A 24,136-nucleotide genomic window follows, 5' to 3' on the forward strand; every position below is an offset into this window, starting at 1 on the left:
GGGAGTGAGGGGGAGAGGGGGACTGCTTGTACACTTTGTCTTCTCGTTCTTTTGTGAGTCTCCATGACTAAACGAAAATTGGTATAACCTCTACCCAACCAATTCAAACCTACAGCCGCAAGTAAAGCAATGAACGGATAGAGGGTGAGGCTGTAGTGAGGTAGGCGAGTTGGGAAAAGAGTGAGTTCGACAAATAAGGTAAGAGGAAAGCCCACAAGGATGAGATGGTAGCGAGGAACGGGACGACGCAGAACGACTCCTAAGCCTAAAAGACTGATAAAGAACCAGGGAAATGCTCGAACGGGTACATTCCAGAAATAAAACTCCAATCCGTTATTATTCCGTTCGCCAGAACTTAAATCAACCACAAAGTGGATGAGTTCTGCAAAACTGTTTTTGCCATAGTGTTGAAAGTTTAGCCAAAGCCAAATGCAAGTGGGAATCAAACCTACGACAAATCCCAAGTACAACATTGGGTTGGTGAGATGACGATGGCGGCGATGCTCCCAAATTAGGTAAGGTAGCAAAGCAACGATGGGTAAGACTATCATGAAGCTTCTGACTAAGAAGCCTAAACCAAAACTTAAACCAGCAAGAAAACTCCAAGCAAAGCGGTATCGGGGATGTAGTTCTGCTTTTAAGAAAGACCAAATAGCCAAAAGTACCAGGAAAATCATAGGTACATCGGGTGTACCCAAGCGACTGTATTGCAACCAAAGGAATTCGACACTTAAAATGGCAGCTGCTAACCAAGCCACTTTTTTCCCTAAGAGAATTCTGCCTATTTCATATAAAAGTAGTATGCTGAGGATGCCTGCGATCGCACTTGGCAGTCGCACGCTGGTTTCATTAATACCGAACAACGTATAAGCACTGGCTATTAACCAGTAGGGACCGGGTGTTTTATGATGGGGCGTTGACCAGGGATGTATCCAGTCCCCTGACTCTACCATGAAACGCGATCGCCAAGCATAAAGCCCTTCATCGTGTGCCATCAAGCTGTCTTGTCCCGAGTTAAACAACAGTATTGGAAGTATCCAAATTAACAAGCTTATATAAGGTAAGCTCGGTAAAATCTCCGTAAAAGCCCTAATTCGATAAATAGACTGTGCTTTATATAACATTTAATCAAAACCAGCCAAATTTTTGTTTGGCTCCTTTAGTTTTTGTATCTATTTATAGAATACGTATTGTGGTATCAAAATTGTTCCAGCCGCAAATAGGGAGTAGAGGGTAGGGGTTAGGGAAAAATACCCAATGCCAATTTTCACCCATTTTGGTGTAAGCATTTCATAAGTAACTACTACCTTGAAAAACATTTATGCCATTAAAACCAGAGCAACGCGATAAGCAAGACAGCACAGATGACAAGCTGTTTTACGAATTCCCCCGCTTCGTCACTCATGTGGATGAAGGCTTTATTCAACAGCTGACTGACTTGTACCGCGAACGACTCAAACCCAGAACCCGCATCTTTGACATGATGAGCAGTTGGGTATCTCATTTACCAGAAGAGATGGAATTTGACCATGTAGAAGGACATGGGCTGAATGCTGAGGAACTAGAACGCAATCGACAATTAAACCATTACTTCGTACAAAATCTCAACGAAAACCCTCAACTTCCTTTACTAGACCGAGATTTTGATGCTGTACTCAACTGTGTTTCCGTTCAGTACTTACAGTATCCAGAGGCAATTTTTTCGGAAATTCACCGCATTCTTAAACCGGGTGGTCTAGCAATTATCAGTTTTTCCAACCGAATGTTTTTCCAAAAAGCAATTCAAGCGTGGCGTGAGGGTAGTGAAGCCAGTCGAGTTGCACTGGTGAAAAGTTACTTCTCTTCTGTACCGGGATTTTCCCCTCCAGAAGTTATTGCACGCCAGTCAACAGCTCCCAATCTACTACAGTGGTTGGGTGTTGGAGGGGGAGACCCATTCTACGCTGTCATAGCACAACGTAACAATTAAAAATGGGCAAGGGGTATTGGGTGTTTGCCCAACCCCTACTCCCTACTTCCTACTCCCTACTCCCTACTTCCTACCTTACGGTAGTTGCGCTCAAAAGTTATTAGAAAGTAAATTTTCCGAGTAAAGACTACAGGAAAGCAGATAATGAATTGCCTGTAGATTAAGCATAGGTCGGAGGCAAATGATGATTTTCCCTCAAGTCCGTAGAGTATTCGTTGCTTTATTGTTATGTTTATTACTAGTAACAACCGGTTGTGCAACGAAAGCACCCAGTCGTTTCGATCAAGTACAGCAAGAAAGTAGCAAGCAAAGAAGCGGTCAAGCTGTTGCTAAAGAAGCAACCCAAGGTAGCGAATTTAACAAATTCTTCCCGTCTGCTGGTGCTGGTTATCAACGAGTCTTTACCCAAGAGAAAAAAGGCTTCGCTGAAGCTAAGTTGAAGCAAGACGGTAAAGATATAGCCATGTTAGCTATTTCTGATACAACGAGTGTTCCAGGCTCGGCTGCTACTTACTCAAATAGCACCACACAAATAGCTGGCTATCCCGCACGGCAATTGGGTAACACTCAAACATCTGTACTGGTAAACAATCGCTACCAAGTCAAAGTGATTTCCCGCGATCCGTCATTTACAGCTAGCGATCGCGAAGCATGGATACAAAAGTTTAACCTGAATGGTTTGGCAAAACTGAAATAAGTGGGCAATGGGCAATGGGCAATGGGCAAGGGGCAATGGGCAATGAATGACTTTAATAATTCCCGATGCCCAATCCCCTATGCCCTATCCCCAAATAGGAATCAAACCTTGAATAACTATATAGCAACAAGGAGTATTTCGTGGCTAAACCTATTTTTGAAATGGTTGACGAACTACCAACTGGCGGTTTGACAGTGTCAATGTTGAACTCCCTGGATTTCGTAGCTCCGGGTCAATGGCACAATGTGGTTGGATTTGTCAATACCATCAAAACTGTAACTGGCGAAACTGATGACAGCCTAATTCAAGCTATTGGTGAAAGAGCAATTTACCTTTACAACGATCGCTCTCAAGGATACCAACGCGCAATGTGGCTCTATCAAACTGTTGACAGTACAGATAGAGCACTTGGTGCAGCAGCATTGGCGAATAAAGTAGGTGAAAAAATTCCTCTTTTTGGCTTTCTTAACAAAGTTACCCCCAAAGCTGATAAAGCCCAAACTATTGATTTGTGTGTTAAGTTAGTTGCCGAGTTAGTCGCTTTCTGTCAAATCAACGGTATTCCCGGAGACAGTATTGGAGATTTTGTTGCTTCTTTGGGTGAATATAGTGGTGAGTCGCTCATCCGCATGGTTGCCTTAGTTTGCGTAGATGGCTTACTACCTCTTGGTCCTGATTTTATCAATCATGCCTTATCCAGCATTAGCCAGACAAACCCTCAAGAATTGGAACAGAATGCGACTTATCAAAACATTCAAGATGCAATTCCTGGTGGTGATTCTCGCGGAAAACTTAACTTTATGGGGGAAAGCTTTGACTCAGTCAAGGGTTGGATGAGCGGTTTGGTTGCTTCTCATGATTTAACACCCCAAAAAGTTGTCCACAACTTGCAAAGCTTCCTTGATGTTGCAGATGATAATCTAGACTATCTAGCTGCATTCCTGGATGTTTCAACCAACTACTACGAGCATACAGGGACGCAAACTTTGGCACGCCGTCTCATTGAACGGGCATTTGCTGAAATTTAATTCTTCCAAGCATTCACCTGAAATCAACCTAATGGCTGGTTTTTCAACACCCATCAGTTACGTATATTGATACAGGTGATGTGCTTGTTCTTTTTCCGTGAAGGCACGGCGCTGCCGTGCCCTTACTTAATTAAGTTGACTCCCTGTACTATTACAGGCAAGTGAGGTTCAAAATTTCGGAAATTTTCCAGGTTCTCAAACTTCCCTGTTGTCGAAGCTGTGTCAAAGGAAGTTGTAATGACGTAAAGAGTTTTGCCGTCAAAAGCAACAAAACCGCGATGTTCTTCATGAGATCCACCTTGTTTTTTCAGCCCTGCAAATCCGTAATACACTCCTTTAAGTGGACCGACTTGCACTGTTTGAGGGGATTGAGATGAGAAGGTAATTTTGTTGCCATACTCCCCCTGACGATCTTTTGCCAAAATACTATATTGGTCAGAAGTCCAAAGTTTCAGTGCTGAGGTTACCTGGTTTTGGTTTTTCTCTTCTTGGTAATCTATTTTGGAATTTTCTGGAATACCAGCCTGTAGCAGCATTTTTTGAAAATTCGGTAGCTTGTCTAAAGCGTATACTCCCATCTCAACCGTACCCAAAACTTTTTCTTGAGAAGATATGCACAGTAAAGGTGCAGTTCCTTCACAAGGTGAAACACTCCAGCCTGATGGAGCACTAGTTTTCCCTAAGATTGTCTTCCAGATATTACCTTGAGTGGGTTGTGAGTTAGCAGCACTCGCTTGTACAACCGGAGGTTGCACCGATTTACGATTGACAGAAAATTTAGATAAAGCTTGTATCAAGCCAAGTGGTGTTAATACTGAAACGACAAGAGCTCCAAGGAGAACGTGATAGAGTCTCAACATAAGTTTTATAAATATAATTTGTAAGATTGCAGATACCATTATCTGCAAGCTTTGTGGATATCTTATGAAGATTCAGCTATTTCTTCTTGTGTTCCGGATTGGTCATTGGTCATTGGTCATTTGTCATTTGTCCTCCTACTCCCTACTCCCTACTCCCTACTCCCTAGGGCAAGTTTTATTAGCAAAATTACATTGATAAATGTAAGGTTCCTGCCAACTTAAGGGAATTTCTAGCAAGTCTCTTGTACCTGTCATACCTTGCCCGATAAATAGTAACAAAGCAATACAATTTAAAATTGTGTGGACTGTGCGCCAACGATTCGATCTATCTTTATAAATATCAGGAACAATTGCTAAAGAAAAAATCATCAGCAAAGCAGCAGTGATTCCATAGTAGTAATGAGACCAGTACCATTCATTGGTGCGGCGAAAGACTCCATCTTGACAGCCAAGAATGACTATACCCGCACCAGTTAAAGTAGCAAATACTCCCCGCCATAACGGTGGTTTGACACGATACAATAAAACTAAACAGGAAATTGTAACCGCAAACATTACAAGAATGAAAGTAATCTGGAACGCATCTTTACTCCACAATTGATTTTTAATAATGTTTTTCCCAATTGGATAAGCAAGCCCTATCAATACTAATCCCACTACTGCGCCTGTTAGCCAATTGCCAAGCTTTCTGTGTTCTACCCCCACTACAGGCGGAATCTTGCTTTTCTGTGAATTTTTAGATTCCAAGCGTCGTTGACGTGTTTGCCATGCAAAGTTAACTACCATGCCAATCAGAGGAAATACGAAAAAGACTGCGATCGCTGGATGGACAAGACCAAGAAAATCTGCTAACTCCATAGAACACCTTTTTACACAAACCTGTTTAGAGCGAACATTGTGATTTCGGTTTTCTTACAATCCTAAAACACAACTTATGGTGTATTTAGCTACTTTAAAGCAAGCTTTCGAGCAACACTCCTCCTGAAATTCATTGCTAAGATCACTTTAAACCGGATTTCCAGCAGTTAAATGAATGCAGGCTGAGAATTTTTTGAAAAATCCCCTGGCTTAAAAGAGTTGATTTCTCATGGCATTTTAATCTAGACAACCCATTTATCTTTTATTTTTGTTACAGAGTCTTCGTAATTTGTTGTAAAATATACATAAATATTTACAATTGTGTTTAACTCAAAAATTCACAAACTTGACCAAGTCGAAAGTCGTACCAGATCCAAAACTTTTTTTATGGAAAAAAGAAGTTGATTCACAAGTATGGGGATTAACTGATCGCTGGTCACTGGTCACTGGTCACTGGTCACTGGTCACTGGTCACTGTTAAGGAATTTCAAAATGATAATTACAAAGTTGAGTAAATACAGCCTCAAACTTGTTCGCCAGAGAGGTTTCCAAGTCCATAGGGCAACATTTTTTCTATTAAGCATCTTTGTCCTATTCGGTATTGTCATTGCAGCATGGTTCGCAGGTGATGATAGAATTAGCCATATTTTTGCCGAGATTCATGAATGGCAAAAGCACCCGCCAATCTGGTTAACAGTGCCAATAGTGCCAAAACAGTATTTACTAGTACCCACTGTGTTGCTATTATTATCTGTCTTGGCAATTATGAAAATTTCTCCCCAACCTCAGGCTTGGTCTCGAAGATTTATAGTAGGAATTTTGCTATGCTTGACTTTGCGTTACGTTCTTTGGCGATCGCTTTCCACTCTAAATTTAGCTAATCCTCTCGTAGGCGTCTTTAGCTTGGGGCTGTTCTTGTTTGAAATGTTCGCGATCCTGAACACCATTATTCAGTTGTTTCTGCTAATGAATTTCAAAGATCGCCGTCAGGAAGCAACGAGAAAATCAGTTGCTGTTGTTGATGAAATTTATAAGCCATCTGTTGATATTTTGATACCAACCTATAGCGAACCTGGTTTTATTTTGCGGCGGACAATTATTGGTTGCCAAGCCCTAGATTACTCTAAGAAAAAAATATATCTTCTGGATGATACCAAGCGTCCGGAAATGCAAAAATTAGCCAAAGAGCTAGGATGTGAATATGTAACACGTCCCGATAATAGATATGCCAAAGCGGGAAATTTAAATCATGCTATCTCTAAAACTAATGGCGAACTGATTGTTGTTTTTGATGCCGATTTTGTCCCGACTACAAATTTTCTTGTCCGCACAGTTGGCTTCTTTCAGGATAAAAATGTAGCACTCGTGCAGACACCTCAAACTTTTTATAATGCCGATCCTATAGGCCGCAACCTTGGCTTAGAAAACATTCTCACTCCAGACGAAGAAGGATTTTATCGGCAAATTCAACCCATTCGTGATGCTGCAGGTGGCGTAGTTTGTTGTGGTACTTCTTTTGTTGTTCGACGGAGTGCATTAGAAAGTGTGGGTGGATTCGTGACAGAATCTTTAAGCGAAGACTATTTCACAGGAATTCGTCTCTCTGCTAAAGGCTATAACGTAATTTATCTCAACGAACAATTGAGTGCAGGTTTAGCTGCGGAAAACATTGCTGCTTACGTGACTCAACGATTGCGTTGGTCGCGAGGTACATTGCAAGCATTTTTTATTAAATCCAATCCTTTAACAATTCCTGGATTGACTCTTATTCAAAGATTGGCTCATTTGGAAGGATTGTTAAACCACTCTAGCAGTATAGCTCGTGTTTACTTCCTCTTGACCCCACTAGCCTATTTATTTTTAGGTGTGATACCCATTCATGCAACCGCCGTTGAAATCATATATTTCTATTTACCTCTTTATATAATAAACCTTGCAGTTTTCTCTTGGTTGAATTATCGATCGCGCTCTGCTTTCCTATCAGATATTTATTCCCTACTTTTGTGTTTTCCCCTGGCATTGAATCAGATAAAAGTGATGATAAATCCTTTTGATACAGGATTTAAAGTCACACCAAAAGGAGAAACAAGTGAAAAATATTACTATAACTGGCAATTAGCAATTCCTTTGATTATTTTATTCATTGCTACCCTTCTTGGCTTGTGTCGAAACTTAGGAATATTTATGTTTGATAGTTCTTGGACTACGACAGTCTCACAAGAACTTGATTTACAAGTCAAAGGGATCGGCATCGGTTGGTATTGGAGTGCTTATAATTTAATAACGATCGGTATTTCTCTCCTGGTTTTACTGGATGCACCCAAATTAGACAGATATGAATGGTTTAATTTGAGACGCGTCGTTCGGTTACAGTTTGGTGAGCAAAGTCTTTGGGGAGTATCCAGAATGATTTCAGAAGGAGGGGTGGAAGTTGCTCTCACTCAAAAACCTCCCTTTAATTTAGTTGAAAATAAACCTGTAAAGTTAGAAATAGCGGAAGAAAACTTACTGCTAGATGCACAGGTTGTTTGCACTGGTTTAAAAGATGAATTTCCGACAGTCAGAGTTATGTTTGAATCAGTCAGTTTGCTCCAACAACGCCAACTTGTAGAAATGTTATTTTGTCGTCCCGGACAGTGGAAGCGCAACAACGTACCTGGAGAGTTAGGTTCGTTGTTGTTGATCTTGAAAATTTTGCTGAAATCGCGATTTCTATTTAATAGAAAACTTGAGCGTACTCCGCTTGCCATTGCTAAAATTTGAAGCAATCCGCTCTGCTGGTAACTCAATGCCATGATCGATGCAGTTACGGACTAAGTGAGTCAAGGGGTCTCGTTCTATTTGATTTAGATTCTCATAGCTCTCAAGTAGAAATGCTTCTATATCATCATCGTCATTTTCTGCTAACTCCATTGCTTTGATATGCTAAAAATTTACTCTTTTGTATTCATTCTAACGTATTGAGTCAGATTCCCGACTTCTTCAAGAAGTCGGGAATCTCAATCCCAATTCCCCAATTCCCCAATCCAAAATCATTTCTTCCCTTTATACCGCCACTTTACCTTCACAAGACGAATTTCATCAAAACTGTAGCGATCGCCAAGATACTCTTTGATAGGTGTGAGAGGAACATCCCCAAGAATTTCTAAAACTTGTATAATTTTTTCCTGCTTCTCTACAGGAACCAATAAATTTAAATCTATTGGCTGCTTCTTCTCAATAAGATTGCAAAGGTGACCGACAATCGTTGTTGGGCGAAGATTGCGTTTTTTCGCAATTTCTTCAAAGCTTAAACCTTGTTGGTGCAATTGCAATGTGTACAGTTCTGTACCTAATGGTAATTCTTCAGAAGGTGTAGAATTCAGTTTCTTTTCCAGCACACCTTGTTTTTGATGATAAGCACGAATTTCTGCCAGAAATTGGTCTCCGTATTGCGAGACTTTATGACTGGCTACCCCAGAGAGCTTACTAAATTCTAATAAACTTTTAGGTTGCATCTGTGCCATCAATTTTAGAGTAGAGTCAGAAAAAATGACGTAAGGCGCAACAGATTGAGAATCTGCTATTTGTTTGCGAAGCGATCGCAATTTATGCAAGAGTAAATCGACCTCTGCTGCTTTTGCATCCCTGTCTGTTAAGGTTACCCTTTGTGCAACTGGAATAGCAAGAGTCACTGTTCGCTGTCGGCGCATTATTTCCCAACTGAGAGCATTCAGTTTTAAGACTGCGTAACCATCGCTTGTTTGTTCTAGAAAACCTTTATGCAACAGAGAACGCCCTAGCATTCGCCATTCATCTAAACCTCTATCTTTACCAATACCATAAGTAGATAGTTTATCATGCTCGTTTTGGATAATTTTCTGGGTTTTTGCACCCCGCAACACATCTATAATATGACCCATCCCATACCTTTCTTTGCATCGAGCCACACAAGATAGAAATTTCATGGCTTCGATAGTCCAATCTTCCTCTGGTTTGGGATACCGACAGTTATCGCAATTTCCACAACTACCAGCAAAACGTTCTCCAAAGTAACCCAATTGAATTGTGCGGCGGCAATCTGTTCCTTCAGCATAATCTATCATTTGCCGCAATTGTTGTTTGGCAATCAATTGTTCTTGAGGCTCGGTTTTTTGATTGATACTCCATTCTATAGTTTTGACATCACTAAAGTTATAAAAAAGCAGACAGCGAGATGTTTCTCCATCTCTTCCTGCTCTACCTGATTCTTGATAATAACTTTCTATATTACGAGGTAAATCAAAGTGAATCACAAACCGGACATCCGGTTTATTTATTCCCATACCAAAGGCAATTGTTGCCACCATAACGCGCACGTCATCGCGAATAAATCGAGTTTGATTTTGACTGCGTTCTTCATCAGTTAATCCAGCATGATATGGTAAAACAGAAACTTTATCGTGTTGGAGTTTAAGAGTGAGTTCATCAACTTTTTTGCGCGTTAAGCAATAGATAATTCCCGAACCATCCGTTTCTCGAATCAGTTCTATCAATTCCGCGTAAGCAGACTTCGTTTTGGAACGGACTTCGTAGTAAAGGTTTGTGCGGTTAAAGCTAGAAATGTGGATACTGGGTTGGTTTAACCCTAGTTGTTGGATTATATCAGCACGGACGCGATCGGTTGCTGTGGCGGTTAGGGCAGAGACAGATATATCTGGGTAGCGTTTGCGTAATAACTTCAGTTGGCGGTACTCTGGGCGAAAGTCATGTCCCCACTCAGAAACACAATGGGCTTCGTCAATTGCAAAGGCAGAAATACCAACTTTGTGATGGACGAGATCGAGTAAAGGCAGAAATCTTTCGCTGACCAAACGTTCTGGGGCAACGTAGAGTAGTTTTATTTTACCCTGGAGCAGTGCTTCTTCACGCGATCGCACTTGATAGGCATTAAGACTGCTGTTCAGAAATGTTGCAAAAACACCGTTATTTCGCAATGCTTCCACTTGATCTTGCATCAAAGCTATGAGTGGCGACACAACAACCGTGACACCTTTTTTCAGGAGTGCGGGAAGTTGAAAACACAATGACTTTCCCCCACCAGTAGGCATAACGATCAGTAAATCCCGATTTTCTAGCGCTTGTTCAATGATTTGCCGTTGTCCGGGACGGAAACTGTCGTAGCCAAAGTAATATTTCAGCGCTTGTTCTAGAGTGGGAGACTGATACATAAGTCACTTTCGTACAAAGAAGGCATCTTGCCTGCACTAAATTGTAACCAATCCTAGCCAAGGAAGAGAAGCTGCAGTATGTATTACCTTGTTTGATTGTCGTGTATTGCGATATGCTTCAATAATACTCGGTTGCTGTGGCCGTTAGCTTATTTCCTGTCCCGAACAATTTTCTCAGAATCCTGAAGCCACAATAATCGTATGAGTAATAACTTCACCGAATCAAGTAAAATCCAAGTATCGACTTGGAAAACTAATCGATGGCAAGGTCGAGCGTCATGCCCCGTTTGGAATCTTCGTTGATATTAATGACGAAAACGTAAGAGGAATTGTTCAAATTACAGACTTTTGCTCGTTAACTGTTTAATCATTTGAATGCAGCACCGACAGTAACAATTTATAAAGCTCCGCAGAAGGGGAAAGGTCAGAAATTTTTGAAGGATGGTTTTCAACCTACCGATTTCCCGTATATGCCTCCTAATGCTGATGGCAAATGCTACTTTGCTGCTCCAAATAGCAGAAGTCTTGCTGAGGAGTACAACAAGTATTACAAGGACGGAGTTTTGGAAGTTACAATTGATCGAGAAATCTATGATGAGTACTTTAAGCCACTTGAAAAACCTTATCAAGGTGGTTCGCAAATAGAACTACCGATTCCTCAAAGCTTATTTCCTGTCCTGAATAAATTTCCCAGAATCCTGAAGCCACAATAATCATATGAGTAACAATTTCTGGAATCAAATAAAATCTAAGTACCGACTTGGAGAATTAATCCATGGCAAGGTCGAGTATCATGCCCCATTTGGAATCTTAGTTGATATTGATGACGAAAACGTAAGAGGAATTGTTCAAATTACAGACTTTGTTGATACGGGAGACATGACACCGGATATGTATCCTGATGTTGGCTCACCGATAGGAGCAGTTGTCATAGGCTATACTGAAGACGAGCGTAACCAAGTTTGGCTGAGTGTAAAGCCTAGCGTATTGCAAAAATCACTTGTACACCTAAAAATTCCGGCTATAAATAAGCACTCATCTCAGTAAACATATTCAACCTGTCCCCACTCAGAAACACAATAGACATCTGGTGAAAAAGATGTAAGGGCGCAATGCCTTGCGCCCCTACCAGTAGGCATAACGATCAGTAAATCCCGATTTAAGAGTGCTTGTTCAATGATTTGCCGCCCATCTGGAAGAGTTGAAATTATTACTCAGCAGTCAGAAAACCTATCTGTCGATCTTGAAATCGTTATTGAGTTTTGCTACTAAAATTGGCATGACCCAAGTGAACGCTGGAGCAGCATTAACCCTAAAATCCCCTCCTGACTCTCTCAGCAAGCGCATACTCAGCGAAACTGAAATAATTCTCCTCACTCATGCCGAAAAAAATCTGGTTCTTGCGTAATTAGCGTGCTAAATTTTTTGAAAAATGAGCTTGAAAGCTTTACGGGACTTCTATTACAGCCATTATTGTCTGCAATGAGCGGATTCGGGCTGAAATTTCGACTGTAAGCGCCTGTAAACCTTGATTTTAAAGCAAAGTTATCGACTGCAATAAAAAATTAGCACGTTAAGTACGAAAGAACCCTTATTTTTGAGATGTTGCTTCTACCATCTGGTTATATTGCTCGATGAGTTTCTGACAATTCCTTCCTGCCTCAACTGCTTTTTTCATTAAGGCTTTACCTTGGGCAAAGTTTTTCACAGCAAAAGCAGAAAGCGCTTCTTGACTCAATTGTGCTGCAGTGCGAGATTCATTTCGTATTTGGGCTTCTAGATCGCTCATATCATTCCTCTTGCTCGGCAATTACCGTTTCCAGATTTTCTACCATTTCATATAGTTTATCCGCTTGACTTTGGAGCAGGCTAGCATCGCTATATTTACGTGTTTCAATCGCGTAGTCCATTTCTGCATACAACTCCCCAACGACTCGTTGCAGCGACAAGTAAGCCTTCATTAAGGCTTCAGTGGTTCTTTTCTCCATTCAAATACTGATTTATAGAGGTAAAATTATAATACCTTGATTGCTGCATTAAGTACTGCATTAAGTACTGCATTAAGTAAAATGCCTGTTATTTCATTTGTCAACGAAAAGGGCGGTGTGGGGAAATCCACTGTTGAATTCGACCAACTTTTTAAGGAAATTATGAAATTACTGAAATGAGTAAAAGAAAACCTTTAGACAACAACGAAGACCTAGCCAAGGATTTTGTGTTTGAATCATCACAATCCCCTACTCCTGACAAAAAACCAAAATCCAAAACCACAATTGAGTCCAAGAATAAAACTGGGTCAATGTCCGAAAAATTCAAAGTAGCACCTAAAGAACCAACTGTCAGGCTAACCGTAGACCTCACTGAAACCCAGCACAGAAAGCTGTCAATCCTTGCTGCAAAGAACGGTAGGAAGAAAGCTGAAATTGTCAGAATGCTCTTAGACGAAGCACTTGCGGATATTGATGATTAATACAAAGTTACCTCACACCAGAAAATTATTACTAATGCGTACAATCTTAATCAATTGACAACTGATATTAAGATGCTCCCATTGCAATCCTAAGTCGCTTAAACTCTGCTATGTAGTACTCAAGCGCACCCGATTTAAAAACACAGGACTACCAACTTTCCCCTATTATTAAGATGTAAAGTAAAGAGCGATCGCCACTTATGCCCAAAGCAATCTGGAATGGAGCTGTTGTAGCCGAAAGTGATGACACTGTAGTTGTGGAAAGCAACCATTACTTCCCCCCAAACGCAGTCAACAAGGAATACCTTAAGGAAAGCGACACCCATACAACCTGCCCCTGGAAAGGTGTTGCTAGTTACTACAGCATTGAAGTTGACGGACAACTCAACAAGGATGCTGCTTGGTACTACCCCAGTGCTAAGGAAAAAGCAAAAAATATTGAAGGTTATATCGCCTTTTGGAGAGGCGTCAAGGTTGAATCATAGTCAAAATACGCAATTTTGACCAAAAATCATTCCAAATAAAAAAGACCTAATCTACTTCTTGTGGGATGGGCATCCTTGCCCGTCCTGATATAATGGACGGGCTGAATTCTATGTAATGTTCCTGACTAAAACTTGTATAAATAATTACAAAAAAACCTCAAGCTTATTCGCTAGCAATAACAATATCGTTAGACTTGATCACAGCATAAGCCTCTTTACCCTCTGTCAGTTCCAACTCATCTGCTGAAACTCTAGTAATAATTGAGGTAAGTTCAACTTTATGAACGATCTCTAGTGTCACCTCAGTATTTACAGCTCCTGTAATAACTCGTTTGACAACTCCTTTTAAAATATTCCGAGAACTGACTTTTAAACGTTTTTTCTGACTTAAAACATCTATCTCAGGGATGGTTTCACTACCCCAGGCATCATCTTTTCCTTTGCGCTGAGTTGGCCGTGATAGGGATACAGAAGGCTGTTGATTGAGACCCCGCACTAATTCTCGTAAGATTTCTGTTTTGGTGCGCTGAGACTGTTGGCAAAATTCATCTAAAATCTTTCTCTCCTCCTCCGAGGTTTGAAACGTAATCCATCCTTGTTCTTTTCTTGGCATAGCTTTACCAAATTAGTTGGTAATCGAGACCGATCTTGATACGATCCTACCAAGCGCAAATACGTTTGAAAATAAAACTTTATTGAGTTAGCACCCATAGCCCCAATTTTTAGTTAATCTAAATTTGCCTAAACTTCATCCATCCCAACTTCCCAAGGAACTCCCTTGTCTACTGGGGGACACAAGCGGATTTTGGCACTATTCGAAAACAGTTTTAATTTTTTAAAAAGATCGGGAACAACATTCGCAATATGCCAGTAACTTTCTAAGTCATAGCAGATAATGAGTAGCGTCAATGTACCAGCATTTATTGTGAAATACCAGTGACAACTCGACAACAAAAATCGCATTATGTGACCGCAAGCTTGGTAAAACTTCTGGCAAATAGCTTCTTCTAGTTGCCTCAGAAGCAACACATCAAGGTGTATGCTTTGGGATGGTTGATCGTCTGGGGGAAGAGGAGGAAGAAAGAATTTACCCATTAAATAAGTCCTCCTAAAAAACAGGATACCTCATCCCTTACTTTGCACTTTAATTTTAGGGAAGTGTTGTTTTCTCTAGGTTTTTTTCCAAATTCATCAGTAAAAGTTTAAATTTAAATTTAAAAGTTTACAATTTAGTACTATAGATGTGTTTAGATCCCCGACTTCTTTAAGAAGTCGGGGATCTAGTCGGGGATCTGGGGAGCATCCCTAGTCTATTCTCTTCTCCAAATACTGACCGATCATAACCTGTTCGCCCGCACGAGAGATAATTGACTGACGCGTGCGGTACTTGGTACCAATAAACTTTAACTCTTCCTCAAAAACTGAACCGTTGTATTCTGTCCTCAAACACAGGGTTTTGGGGTTTGGGAAGTGATACTCTGCGGTAATAGGCTTAGTTGTTGCAAAACCACGATCGCGATACAAAATGTTTCCCAATGCACCAAACAGCGTTGAACCATGAGACTCTTTCCTTCCTGTTACGGAATTGGCACTTTCCCAAGTAACTTCAGTACCACATCTCAAACTTACTGTCTCTGGCAAATCGTGCATTTGAGCTAGTTTTTGCAATTCCTCGCATCCTGCGGTTAAAAACCTTATGGCGATCGTACTTACGACTTCTTTGGTTTCTCCATCTGGGAGTGTGTAGTAACGCCGTTCAGAGCGCCACATCCCCACTGATTCTTGAAAAAATTCAATCAATAGAGATTCATCAGAGCTTTGTGCAAGTTTAAGTAGTGCTGTCACTGGTAGTTTTCCTCTCCAATATAAATGTTTCATCAAGTGTTGGGATTAGATACACTATGTGTGTCCCAAATACCAGATTTCTTGATTTTTTTTAATATTATCTACGGATTTACGAGAATAGCTGATAGCGTTGTTACAATAGCACAAATAAGTATTCCCAGATTTTTAACAACTTTCTTAAGTTAGATTTTCATCACCCCAAGCGTATATTCCACAGTTAGATACCATTTAGCTTGAGAGGAACAGACCGATATGAGGCTAAGTCTTCACTTTAGGTAGATCTGAAAAAATTTTAATAATTGTATAATTTCATTAAGAAACATAAAGTTGATTATGTAAAAAAAACTACAAAAACTATAGTGAAATCACAGGCGCTTAAGAAACCAACATTGAAGCGGCTTGATTAGCATACTACCTAATTTACTTAGTATATAAACTTTTAGAAAAGAAAACTAACGGGTTAAGGAAATTACCCTAGTGGGAGCAATGTCAATGATTTCGGAAGTCCCTAAACGGCTGAAAAAAACACACAAGCAAAATTGTATGCCAGAAAGGCGATCGCAAAAGCCAAACATCACCTCCACTCCAACGCAGGTTGGTAGGAAAAATATTTTGATTGCTTCACTACTGAGTGTAGGACTACTGATAGCAGGTTGTGGTTCATTGCCAAAAGAATCAGCCGAGGCTCAGTCACGACGTCCGGGAAACAATCAAAGAGGGGAAGGCGCAGTACCCGTGGATGTAGCAACCGCTAGGACTGGATTGCTGCGTCAAGAACCAGAGTATACAGGAACGACTGTACCTTTCCGGACTGTATCGCTGCGATCGCGAGTCGAAGGGCAGCTTTTAGCATTAAATGTAGATGTAGGCGATCGCGTCAATCAAGGGCAAGCGATCGGACAAGTAGATGATGCCCTGTTAAGAACCACCCAAAATCAAGCAGAAGCAGAATTAGCAGCTCTCAAATCGGAAGTTGCAAGAGCAAAAGCACAAGTTAGCAATGCGCGTGCTGAAGTCGAAAGATCCAGAGCACAACTACAACAAGCACAAGCAGATTCCACCAGACAGCAGAAGTTATTAAAAGAGGGAGCGATCGCACAACAAGCAGCCGAACAAGCAAGTACTCAAGCTAGGACAACAGCTCAAGTCCTCCGCGCTGCACAAGAGCAAGTGCGTACAGAACAAGAAGCATTAGGCGCAGCGCAAGGTAGAGTTGTCGCACAACAAGCAGTGCTTGCAGAAGCAAAAGAACGGCGTTCCTATGCAAGACTTATCTCTCCAATTACCGGAGTAGTCTTAGAAAAAATTACAGAACCAGGAAATTTTCTTCAAGCTGGCAATGAAGTTTTGAGAATAGGTGACTTCAGCCGCGTAAAAATTGAGGTTCAAGTTTCAGAATTAGAACTGGCAAAAATTCGGGTAGGACAATCTGTAAAAGTGCAATTAGATGCCTTTCCCGATCGAACTTCTGTTGGACAAGTCACGCGTATTTCTCCCGCCGCAGATAGGACAGCTCGTCTAATACCTGTAGAAGTAGTGATACCAAACGGTGAGGGCAGAATTGGCAGTGGATTGTTAGCAAGAGCCAAATTTGAAACTCAAGTACAAGCAAGAGTGCTGATACCTGAGACAGCCCTTCAGGGAAGAGGGGGAGAGGGGGCGAGAGGGAGAGGGGGGGAACAAAATTCCTCATCTCCTAATCCCCAGGGAACAATATTTGTGGTGACGGAAGCAGATAAAAAACCAACAGTGACAGCAAGAGCCGTAACACTAGGGGAAAAAGCTGATGGCAAAGTAGAAATATTATCCGGTTTGCAACCAGGAGAAAGATTTGTAGCTCGCAGTGGCAAACCGTTAAAAGATGGTGCGGCTGTCAGACTTTCTATCCTTTCAGAGAAACAACAGTAAATAGCCCCGAACAAATGAGCATTGGGTTTTTCCCCAGTTCAAAATCCACGCATCCAAAATCCAAAATCTCCACTGATTTATGCAGCAGGTACATCAAAGTAGCGGATTTAGTATTAGCGCCATATCAATCCGTCAGCATATCGGGACACTCATGCTGACGCTAGCAGTTATTGTTTTAGGTGTCTTTTTTATCATCAAGTTGCCAGTGGATTTGCTGCCTTCAATTACCTATCCTCGGATTGGCGTAAGGTTGGAAGCACCTGGAGTTTCACCAGAAGTAGCAATTGATGAAATCACCAGACCTCTAGAAGAAGCTTTTTCTGCCACTGAAGGTGTTATACAAGTCTATTCCCAAACCCGTGAAGGACAGGTCAATGTGGATTTGTACTTTCAGCCTGGGGGAAATATTGACCAAGCCTTAAACGATGCAACAGCAGCTTTCAACAGAGCGAGAAGTGGCTTACCAGACACCATAGAAGAACCTCGTATCTTCAAAGTCGATCCTTCTCAGCTACCTGTTTATGAATTCGCACTCACTTCACCTTCTCTGAGCGGTGTTGACTTGCGGGTTTTTGCTGATGAAGAATTAGCTCGCGAGCTAAGTGTTGTACCGGGGGTAGCAGGAGTCGATGTGTCAGGAGGTCTTCAAGAAGAAGTTAGAGTCAATATTGATTTAGACCGATTGCAGGCTTTAGGTGTAGGTTTAACTAATGTTCTGGATGAACTAAGAGACCGCAACCAAGACATTTCTGGTGGTCGAATCTTGGGGCAAAATACAGAACCGCTCACCCGTACTGTTGGGCGCTTTAAAACAGCCGACGAAATCAAAAACATCTTATTTGAAGTTTCCTCCCCCTCCTCTTCCTCCTCCTCCCCCTCCTCTTCCTCCTCTTCCTCACTCCCCAATAAACGCGTCTACCTGCGAGATTTTGCTGAAGTCGTAGATGGTTCGGAACAACAGCGTATTTTCGTATTGCTCAATCGCCAAGAGTCGGTGAAAGTGAGCGTTCAAAAGCAGCCAGATGCTAACACAATTGAGGTTGTGGATGGAGTCAAAAAGCGACTCGAACAACTCAGGCAATCTGGTCTGATTCAAGAAGGAACAGTTATAACGCCAACTTTAGATGAGTCTCGATTCATTAGCAACTCTATTTCTAACGTCACGAGTTCTGGATTAATTGGATCGTTGCTAGCTGCGATCGCAGTATTACTCTTCCTAGGGTCTTTACGTCAAACTTTTATCATCGTTGTTGCAATTCCCCTAGCGACACTAGCCGCCATTATCTTTATGGGGCTATTTGGCTTATCCCTCAACATTTTTAGCTTGGGTGGTTTAGCACTAGGTGTAGGTATTGTGGTGGATAACTCCATCGTGATGTTGGAGAATATTGCCGAAGGCGCTGGTATGACGCCTGGAAAAAATTCAAAAACTCGCTTGAGTCAAAAGCAACTGATTGACCAATCGGAACAAAGCAGTCGGGAAGTAGAATCGGCGTTGATTGCTTCTACGAGTACCAACTTAGTAGCAGTCTTGCCCTTTTTGCTCATTGGAGGCTTTATCTCATTATTATTTAACGAGTTGATTCTAACAATTAGCTTTTCTGTCGCTGCTTCTATATTGATTGCAGTGACTGTAATACCGATGCTCGCTTCCCGAATGCTAGCATGGCGTTGGTCAAGTCGTCTGACTGAATTTTGGTTTCTTCAAGAATTCAATCGTCGCTTTGAGGCTGCAACTAGAGGATACAGTAGCTTCTTAACTCAAGTTTTGCGCTATCGGTTGTTCGTTATTGGGCTTGCCATCCTAGTCTTTGGTGGTAGTAGTTTGTGGATGGCTCCTCAAATTCCTCAAGAAATTCTACCTCGAATCAATACCGGACAAGCCAGATTATCTGCTCAATTTCCTCCCGGTACGCCGTTAGAAACGAACCGTAAAGTCATGGCTGCAGTTGATGACATTGTTCTCAAGCAACCAGAAACGGAGTATGTTTTCTCGACATCAGGAGGTGCTTTGTTTGGCACTAGTACCAGTGAAAATCCATTGCGGGGTTCTAGCACCATCACCTTAAAATCGGGTACAGATGTAGAAGCTTATGTAGAACGAGTCAGTGCTGAGTTTGAAAAGCTGAATTTAGCAGGAATCCGTTTACGTCTGAGTCCCGGTGAAGTGAGAGGATTAATTCTTAGTAACTCTCCCGCGCGAGGAGCAGATGTCGATGTTATTTTGCAGGGAAATGACGCTGAAAGTTTGCAAAGAGCAGGGCGTCAGGTATTGGCTGCAATGGAAGAGCAAGTGACTTCAGCCAGATTCCGTCCGGACGCAGACCCCCGTCAGCCAGAGATACAGATTCGTCCTGATTGGGAACGAGTAGCGGCTGTAGGGTTGACAACACAAGAGATTGGAGACACGATTCAGACTGCTATTGAAGGAAGTATACCTACGCAATTGCAACGGAGTAACCGTTTGGTGGATGTACGGGTGCAGTTGAATGAAGAATCGGTGCGATCGACTTCCCAATTAGCAAGATTGCCATTATTTGTTGAAAATAATCGTCAAGTGCGCTTGAGTGATGTCGCCAATATTGTAGAAGGTGAAGCACCGGGAGAAATTCAACGGATTAACCAGCGCCAAGTCGTGATTTTGGTAGGAAATTTGACTCAAGGAGCAAATCTTAGTAACGCATTAACACAAGTCAATAACGTATTAAACAGTTTAAAGTTGCCTGAAGGTGTCACTGTATTACCTAGTTCAGCAACAGAAACCAACAAGCAGTTGCAAGACTCCCTCAAATTATTGGGTGGATTGGCTGCTTTTCTTGTATTTGTAGTAATGGCTGTGCAATATAACTCACTTGTAGATCCACTAGTAATTATGTTTACAATCCCGCTAGCACTCGCAGGAGGGATTTTCGGGCTTTACATTACTAAGACAGCAATCGGTGCAACTGTGATAGTCGGTGCAGTGTTACTTGTGGGTATTGTAGTTAACAACGCTATCATTATGGTGGAATTGGCGAATCAAATTCGCGAAAGAGAAGGAGTTGACCGTCAAACCGCTATTTTGAAAGCATCACCCCAACGTTTGCGTCCGGTTTTGATGACCACTATCACAACTGTTTTGGGTATGTTTCCCATGGCATTGGGAATAGGAGAAGGTTCTGAATTTTTGCAACCTTTAGGTGTTGTTGTGTTTGCAGGGTTGTCTTTGGCAACAGTGCTGACATTATTTATCATTCCCTGTTTTTATACTCTGCTACATGATTTGATGGATGGGAAATGGGCAAAGTCTATATTTAGCAGATTGGGTAAATTGAAAACCCGTTTCCAAAAGTTGATGTTTAGAAGGTTTCGTTAGTGGTTAGTGGTTAGTAGGGACGCAAAGACTTGTGGGTGATTGGAAATCACGCCTATACAGGTGAAACCCACTTGCGTGGGTTTTAAAACCTTGACTTTCCGTTAGTCCGCGCAGGCGGACTTCGCCTGTGTAGTAGTGAATTCTATTCGCTCAATACTTTCTTTGAATTTTGAATTGCTTATTGCTATGCTAGTGCAGCAATTTCAAGACTCAGAATCAACAAAACCTTAGTGAGTCTAACGCCTCAACTTAACAAAACCAAACTTTCAGAAAATGTACGGAGTAATGATGCGATCGCAAATGATTGTTTCCCTGGAGCTTTCTCCCAAATTGTTACCAATTTAGTAATGAACTCAATGAGTCACGCCTATCAGCTAGGGGAGGAAGGTCAGTTGTGTTTTGAAGTTATCCATCAAGATGATAGGTTAATCATTCACTACACTGATGATGGATGTGGCATTTCAGAAAAAACGTTAATAAAATTTTTGAACCTTTCTTTACAACTGCTCGAAGTTGTGGAAGAAGTAGGTTAGGATTGCATATCCTATACAATTTAGTCACTCAAAAACTTGAGGGTACTATTTGCTGCGAAAGCGAGCACGTAGAAGTTCTTCCCACATCAATTTAGCACAATATTTATTATTAATTTACCAATCAATAAGACTTTTCAGTAATATGACTGATGTAAGTAAAAACGACAATAGTTTAGTCTATTTAGACGATGATACCTCTCACCAAGAAGTCACTGATGCGTGGAAAGTCATGATTGTGGACGATGATATATACGTTCACCAAGCTACCTATATAGCATTAGAAGATTTTACATTTGAGGGCAAACCTTTAAAACTTATTTCAGCCTTCTCTGGCGTTGAAGCGCAAAAATTGATTCAAGATAACCCCGATACAGCTTTTATTTTATTAGATGTGGTGATGGAAACCCAAGATGCTGGTTTAAAGGTTATACAATATATTCGGGAAGTCTTAAAAAATCAATTAGTCCGTATTATTTTACGCACGGCTCAACCCGGACAAGCCCCAGAAACATCAGTCATCTTAAATTACGATATTAACGACTATAAAACTAAGCTAGAACTTACACAACAAAAGCTCATTACAACCACTATAGTTGCTCTGCGTTCATATCGACAAATTTTCCAAACTCAACAACCTCAATCCAGCACAACGCTAGCTAACATTTTAGTGGTTGATGATAATCTTAGTGACTTACAATTGCTGAGCAAAACTTTATCAAAATCTGGATATAAAGTTCGACCAACACAAAGTGGAAGTTTAGCAATTCGCTCTGCCAATTTATACCAACCAGACCTTATATTGCTAGATATTCATTTGAGAGACCATGATGGTTATACGGTTTGTCAGCAGTTAAAATCTACCGAACCAACAAGTGATATTCCAGTTATTTTTATTAGTGCTTCAAGTGAAATATTTGATAAAATCAAAGCTTTTGAAGTTGGAGGAATTGATTACATCACCAAACCGTTTCAACCAGAGGAGATTATTGCTCGAATTGAAACTCATCTGACAAACCGAAGACTGAAACAACAATTAGAAGAACAAAATCGGCGATTGCAGCAAGAAATTCAGATTCGGACTGCAGCAGAAGAACGTTTGCTGATAGTAGAAAGAGCGATCGCAGCCACTTCTGATGGTATTGTCATTACTACGGCTTCTCCCGATTATGCGTTAGTTTATGTCAATTCAGGGTTTGAAAACCTCACGGGTTACTCTGCTGCAGAAGTTATTGGCAAAAATTGTCGCTTTCTACAGGGAGATGAAACAAATCAACCCGGACTTTTAGAACTTCGCCAAGCTTTGAGAAAAGGGAAAGAGTGTAAGGTTGTCGTGCGGAATTTTCGTAAAGATGGAACTGGCTTTTGGAATGAACTCAAGATTTCTCCAGTTTATGATGCTGCAGGGAACTTGACAAATTTTATCGGCGTAATCACAGATATTTCCGAACGCCTTGCAACTGAACAAGCTCTTGCTGTTGCTAAAGAAGCAGCAGAACAAGGAAGCAAAGCGAAAAGCGCCTTTCTTGCTAACATGAGCCATGAATTAAGAACTCCTTTAAATGCAATCCTTGGTTTTTCTCAATTGATGCTTCGCAGCCCGAACCTTCCTACCGATCAAAAAGAGAATTTACATATTATTCATAGTAGCGGCGAACATTTACTTGCCCTCATCAACCAAATTCTTGATTTTTCTAAAATAGAAGCAGGACGAGTCACCCTTAATTGCAAAATTTTTGATCTTATTGACCTGCTTGATGAAGTTAGACATTTATTTCGCCTCAAAGCAAAAGAAAAAGGCTTGGAATTGATCCTTGATTGTAATGTTGAGGTTCCTCAATATATCCGTACAGATGAAGTCAAATTGCGTCAAGTTTTGATTAACCTGCTATCCAATGCAATCAAGTTTACCGTTCAAGGAAGCGTTACATTCACGGTAGAACTCACTTCCAACTTAGAAACATTAACCAATTCAAATCAAACATTTATAATTTTTTCCATCACAGATACAGGCATTGGTATTGCTCCTAGTGAAATAAATAATCTCTTTCAACCGTTTGTACAAACCTCATCAGGTCAGAAATCTTACGAGGGTACGGGTTTGGGCTTAGCTATTAGCCGCCAATTTGTGCAACTTATGGGAGGTGAGATCGCTGTCCGTAGTACACTTGGGTGTGGCACAACATTTACATTTAAGCTACCCGTGGATGTAAACTTTGAGGCTAACAAACCAGAATCTCAACAGTTGACCCCTCGCGTGATTGCTTTAGAACCGAATCATCCGCCCTATCGCCTCCTCATAGTGGATGACATAGATTACAATCGTCAACTCTTGGTAAAACTCCTTGCACCTCTTGGTTTTGAACTTAAAGAAGCAAATAACGGTCAACAAGCGATTGAAATCTGGGAAGATTGGCAACCTCATTTAATTTGGATGGATTTACGAATGCCCGTTTTAGATGGTTACAAGGCAACCCAGTACATTCGTGCTCAATCCAGAGGATTGTCATGCGCGATTGTTGCTTTGACTGCCAGTACATTACAAGACGTGGAAGCCTCCACTCTTGCTATGGGCTTTAATGCTTTTATCCGCAAACCCGTATCAGAGAAAACTATTTTTGATACTCTCAACAAGTATCTGGGAGTGCATTACATCTACGAACAGACAATATCTGATGCTAACAATTCAATGGAATTAATTGAAATACCAAAACTCTCAGTTCAATGGGTGACTGAGATGAAGCAAGCAATCAACTGCGCCGATTTAGAGTTGATAGATAACCTTATTGCTCAAACCTACGTTGAGAATCCCTCTTTTTCCCAATACCTCCAAGGTCATCTTAACAATTTTGAGTACAAGAAAATTCTCAGTATAATTACAGAAAATCATTCAAAAGAAGAAGAGTTCAACAAATGACTTTTTCTATCTGCTAAAGCTTGCT

Annotated in this window: 22 protein-coding genes and 1 pseudogene; 13 read left to right on the forward strand and 10 right to left on the reverse strand. The window is 41.1% G+C overall.

What is annotated here, in order from left to right; genetic code table 11:
• Nucleotides 1–1,124 (reverse strand): annotated as a pseudogene (locus WA1_RS30015) (ArnT family glycosyltransferase); the annotation flags it as partial.
• A gap of 197 nt (nucleotides 1,125–1,321) precedes the next feature.
• Here WA1_RS30015 and WA1_RS30020 point away from each other — a divergent pair.
• The 3 genes from WA1_RS30020 to WA1_RS30030 all read left to right on the forward strand — a co-directional run bounded on the left by WA1_RS30020 (nucleotide 1,322) and on the right by WA1_RS30030 (nucleotide 3,694).
• Nucleotides 1,322–1,969 (forward strand): class I SAM-dependent methyltransferase, encoded by a 648-nt coding sequence (locus WA1_RS30020; protein ID WP_017740620.1) that lies wholly within the window; start codon nucleotides 1,322–1,324, stop codon nucleotides 1,967–1,969.
• Nucleotides 1,970–2,153: 184 nt separating this feature from the next.
• Nucleotides 2,154–2,666 carry a hypothetical protein gene (locus WA1_RS30025; protein ID WP_017740619.1) on the forward strand — a complete coding sequence of 171 codons (513 nt, stop codon included), beginning with the start codon at nucleotides 2,154–2,156 and terminating at the stop codon, nucleotides 2,664–2,666.
• Between the two features lie 140 nt (nucleotides 2,667–2,806).
• Nucleotides 2,807–3,694, forward strand: a complete 888-nt coding sequence (locus WA1_RS30030) for a hypothetical protein (protein WP_017740618.1) — start codon at nucleotides 2,807–2,809, stop codon at nucleotides 3,692–3,694.
• A 122-nt stretch (nucleotides 3,695–3,816) separates the two neighbouring features.
• Here WA1_RS30030 and WA1_RS30035 read toward each other — a convergent pair whose 3' ends face one another.
• Together WA1_RS30035 and WA1_RS30040 are read right to left on the reverse strand one after the other, a co-directional pair.
• Nucleotides 3,817–4,554 (reverse strand): hypothetical protein, encoded by a 738-nt coding sequence (locus WA1_RS30035; RefSeq protein WP_026134381.1) that lies wholly within the window; start codon nucleotides 4,552–4,554, stop codon nucleotides 3,817–3,819.
• Between the two features lie 156 nt (nucleotides 4,555–4,710).
• Entirely contained in the window at nucleotides 4,711–5,412 is a 702-nt protein-coding gene (locus WA1_RS30040; protein ID WP_017740616.1) for a DUF4079 domain-containing protein, read from the reverse strand.
• 492 nt (nucleotides 5,413–5,904) lie between these two features.
• Here WA1_RS30040 and WA1_RS30045 point away from each other — a divergent pair, with 492 nt between their 5' ends.
• Entirely contained in the window at nucleotides 5,905–8,175 is a 2,271-nt protein-coding gene (locus WA1_RS30045) for a glycosyltransferase (protein ID WP_017740615.1), read from the forward strand.
• Here WA1_RS30045 and WA1_RS55600 read toward each other — a convergent pair.
• Both WA1_RS55600 and recQ read right to left on the reverse strand, forming a co-directional pair.
• Complete coding sequence (locus tag WA1_RS55600; RefSeq protein WP_026134380.1) at nucleotides 8,125–8,325, reverse strand: hypothetical protein; 201 nt, start codon at nucleotides 8,323–8,325, stop codon at nucleotides 8,125–8,127. The two genes, WA1_RS30045 and WA1_RS55600, sit on opposite strands and share 51 nt — an antisense overlap.
• Nucleotides 8,326–8,444: 119 nt before the next feature.
• Nucleotides 8,445–10,601 carry a DNA helicase RecQ gene (gene recQ / locus WA1_RS30050; RefSeq protein WP_017740614.1) on the reverse strand — a complete coding sequence of 719 codons (2,157 nt, stop codon included), beginning with the start codon at nucleotides 10,599–10,601 and terminating at the stop codon, nucleotides 8,445–8,447.
• A 371-nt stretch (nucleotides 10,602–10,972) separates the two neighbouring features.
• Here recQ and WA1_RS30055 point away from each other — a divergent pair, with 371 nt between their 5' ends.
• The 3 genes from WA1_RS30055 to WA1_RS60395 all read left to right on the forward strand — a co-directional run bounded on the left by WA1_RS30055 (nucleotide 10,973) and on the right by WA1_RS60395 (nucleotide 12,009).
• Nucleotides 10,973–11,314 carry a hypothetical protein gene (locus WA1_RS30055; RefSeq protein WP_017740613.1) on the forward strand — a complete coding sequence of 114 codons (342 nt, stop codon included), beginning with the start codon at nucleotides 10,973–10,975 and terminating at the stop codon, nucleotides 11,312–11,314.
• A 4-nt stretch (nucleotides 11,315–11,318) separates the two neighbouring features.
• Nucleotides 11,319–11,648 carry a S1 RNA-binding domain-containing protein gene (locus WA1_RS30060; protein ID WP_017740612.1) on the forward strand — a complete coding sequence of 110 codons (330 nt, stop codon included), beginning with the start codon at nucleotides 11,319–11,321 and terminating at the stop codon, nucleotides 11,646–11,648.
• A 232-nt stretch (nucleotides 11,649–11,880) separates the two neighbouring features.
• On the forward strand, nucleotides 11,881–12,009 hold the full coding sequence (locus tag WA1_RS60395; RefSeq protein ID WP_272819258.1) for a hypothetical protein: 129 nt from the start codon (nucleotides 11,881–11,883) through the stop codon (nucleotides 12,007–12,009).
• 183 nt (nucleotides 12,010–12,192) lie between these two features.
• On the opposite strand, the gene WA1_RS30065 is transcribed toward WA1_RS60395, so the two are convergent.
• Complete coding sequence (locus tag WA1_RS30065) at nucleotides 12,193–12,390, reverse strand: hypothetical protein (RefSeq protein ID WP_017740610.1); 198 nt, start codon at nucleotides 12,388–12,390, stop codon at nucleotides 12,193–12,195.
• A gap of 1 nt (nucleotide 12,391) precedes the next feature.
• The gene (locus tag WA1_RS30070; protein ID WP_017740609.1) at nucleotides 12,392–12,589 is read right to left on the reverse strand and encodes a hypothetical protein; all 198 of its coding nucleotides are present in this window, start codon (nucleotides 12,587–12,589) and stop codon (nucleotides 12,392–12,394) included.
• Nucleotides 12,590–12,765: 176 nt separating this feature from the next.
• Between WA1_RS30070 and WA1_RS30075 the strand changes: the two genes are divergently transcribed.
• Together WA1_RS30075 and WA1_RS30080 are read left to right on the forward strand one after the other, a co-directional pair.
• Nucleotides 12,766–13,071 carry a hypothetical protein gene (locus tag WA1_RS30075; protein ID WP_017740607.1) on the forward strand — a complete coding sequence of 102 codons (306 nt, stop codon included), beginning with the start codon at nucleotides 12,766–12,768 and terminating at the stop codon, nucleotides 13,069–13,071.
• 200 nt (nucleotides 13,072–13,271) lie between these two features.
• A complete protein-coding gene (locus tag WA1_RS30080; protein ID WP_017740606.1) occupies nucleotides 13,272–13,556 on the forward strand; it encodes a DUF427 domain-containing protein in 285 nt (94 codons plus the stop codon).
• Between the two features lie 163 nt (nucleotides 13,557–13,719).
• Here WA1_RS30080 and WA1_RS30085 read toward each other — a convergent pair whose 3' ends face one another.
• From WA1_RS30085 to WA1_RS30095, 3 genes are all read right to left on the reverse strand, one after another.
• On the reverse strand, nucleotides 13,720–14,169 hold the full coding sequence (locus WA1_RS30085) for a TOBE domain-containing protein (RefSeq protein ID WP_017740605.1): 450 nt from the start codon (nucleotides 14,167–14,169) through the stop codon (nucleotides 13,720–13,722).
• A gap of 128 nt (nucleotides 14,170–14,297) precedes the next feature.
• Nucleotides 14,298–14,651 (reverse strand): hypothetical protein, encoded by a 354-nt coding sequence (locus WA1_RS30090; RefSeq protein ID WP_017740604.1) that lies wholly within the window; start codon nucleotides 14,649–14,651, stop codon nucleotides 14,298–14,300.
• Nucleotides 14,652–14,861: 210 nt separating this feature from the next.
• Nucleotides 14,862–15,401, reverse strand: a complete 540-nt coding sequence (locus WA1_RS30095; protein ID WP_017740603.1) for a phycobiliprotein lyase — start codon at nucleotides 15,399–15,401, stop codon at nucleotides 14,862–14,864.
• Nucleotides 15,402–15,944: 543 nt separating this feature from the next.
• On the opposite strand from WA1_RS30095, the gene WA1_RS30100 reads away from it, so the two are divergent.
• The 4 genes from WA1_RS30100 to WA1_RS30115 all read left to right on the forward strand — a co-directional run bounded on the left by WA1_RS30100 (nucleotide 15,945) and on the right by WA1_RS30115 (nucleotide 24,111).
• Nucleotides 15,945–17,309 (forward strand): efflux RND transporter periplasmic adaptor subunit, encoded by a 1,365-nt coding sequence (locus WA1_RS30100; RefSeq protein ID WP_017740602.1) that lies wholly within the window; start codon nucleotides 15,945–15,947, stop codon nucleotides 17,307–17,309.
• 79 nt (nucleotides 17,310–17,388) lie between these two features.
• The gene (locus WA1_RS30105; RefSeq protein WP_026134379.1) at nucleotides 17,389–20,664 is read left to right on the forward strand and encodes an efflux RND transporter permease subunit; all 3,276 of its coding nucleotides are present in this window, start codon (nucleotides 17,389–17,391) and stop codon (nucleotides 20,662–20,664) included.
• A gap of 230 nt (nucleotides 20,665–20,894) precedes the next feature.
• Nucleotides 20,895–21,197, forward strand: a complete 303-nt coding sequence (locus WA1_RS30110; RefSeq protein WP_026134378.1) for an ATP-binding protein — start codon at nucleotides 20,895–20,897, stop codon at nucleotides 21,195–21,197.
• A gap of 142 nt (nucleotides 21,198–21,339) precedes the next feature.
• Nucleotides 21,340–24,111, forward strand: a complete 2,772-nt coding sequence (locus WA1_RS30115; protein WP_017740600.1) for a response regulator — start codon at nucleotides 21,340–21,342, stop codon at nucleotides 24,109–24,111.
• Nucleotides 24,112–24,136: the final 25 nt, after the last annotated feature.

This window comes from Scytonema hofmannii PCC 7110 (assembly GCF_000346485.2).
Lineage (GTDB): Bacteria > Cyanobacteriota > Cyanobacteriia > Cyanobacteriales > Nostocaceae > Scytonema > Scytonema hofmannii.

Coding starts and splice junctions, on each gene's coding strand:
- WA1_RS30035 (WP_026134381.1), bottom strand. CDS start 4,554: ATGTTGAGACTCTATCACGTTCTCCTTGGAGCTCTTGTCGTTTCAGTA.
- WA1_RS30105 (WP_026134379.1), top strand. CDS start 17,389: ATGCAGCAGGTACATCAAAGTAGCGGATTTAGTATTAGCGCCATATCA.
- WA1_RS30070 (WP_017740609.1), bottom strand. CDS start 12,589: ATGGAGAAAAGAACCACTGAAGCCTTAATGAAGGCTTACTTGTCGCTG.
- WA1_RS60395 (WP_272819258.1), top strand. CDS start 11,881: ATGACCCAAGTGAACGCTGGAGCAGCATTAACCCTAAAATCCCCTCCT.
- WA1_RS30045 (WP_017740615.1), top strand. CDS start 5,905: ATGATAATTACAAAGTTGAGTAAATACAGCCTCAAACTTGTTCGCCAG.
- WA1_RS30090 (WP_017740604.1), bottom strand. CDS start 14,651: ATGGGTAAATTCTTTCTTCCTCCTCTTCCCCCAGACGATCAACCATCC.
- recQ (WP_017740614.1), bottom strand. CDS start 10,601: ATGTATCAGTCTCCCACTCTAGAACAAGCGCTGAAATATTACTTTGGC.
- WA1_RS30075 (WP_017740607.1), top strand. CDS start 12,766: ATGAGTAAAAGAAAACCTTTAGACAACAACGAAGACCTAGCCAAGGAT.
- WA1_RS30080 (WP_017740606.1), top strand. CDS start 13,272: ATGCCCAAAGCAATCTGGAATGGAGCTGTTGTAGCCGAAAGTGATGAC.
- WA1_RS30065 (WP_017740610.1), bottom strand. CDS start 12,390: ATGAGCGATCTAGAAGCCCAAATACGAAATGAATCTCGCACTGCAGCA.
- WA1_RS30115 (WP_017740600.1), top strand. CDS start 21,340: ATGACTGATGTAAGTAAAAACGACAATAGTTTAGTCTATTTAGACGAT.
- WA1_RS55600 (WP_026134380.1), bottom strand. CDS start 8,325: ATGGAGTTAGCAGAAAATGACGATGATGATATAGAAGCATTTCTACTT.
- WA1_RS30040 (WP_017740616.1), bottom strand. CDS start 5,412: ATGGAGTTAGCAGATTTTCTTGGTCTTGTCCATCCAGCGATCGCAGTC.
- WA1_RS30020 (WP_017740620.1), top strand. CDS start 1,322: ATGCCATTAAAACCAGAGCAACGCGATAAGCAAGACAGCACAGATGAC.
- WA1_RS30060 (WP_017740612.1), top strand. CDS start 11,319: ATGAGTAACAATTTCTGGAATCAAATAAAATCTAAGTACCGACTTGGA.
- WA1_RS30085 (WP_017740605.1), bottom strand. CDS start 14,169: ATGCCAAGAAAAGAACAAGGATGGATTACGTTTCAAACCTCGGAGGAG.
- WA1_RS30100 (WP_017740602.1), top strand. CDS start 15,945: ATGCCAGAAAGGCGATCGCAAAAGCCAAACATCACCTCCACTCCAACG.
- WA1_RS30025 (WP_017740619.1), top strand. CDS start 2,154: ATGATTTTCCCTCAAGTCCGTAGAGTATTCGTTGCTTTATTGTTATGT.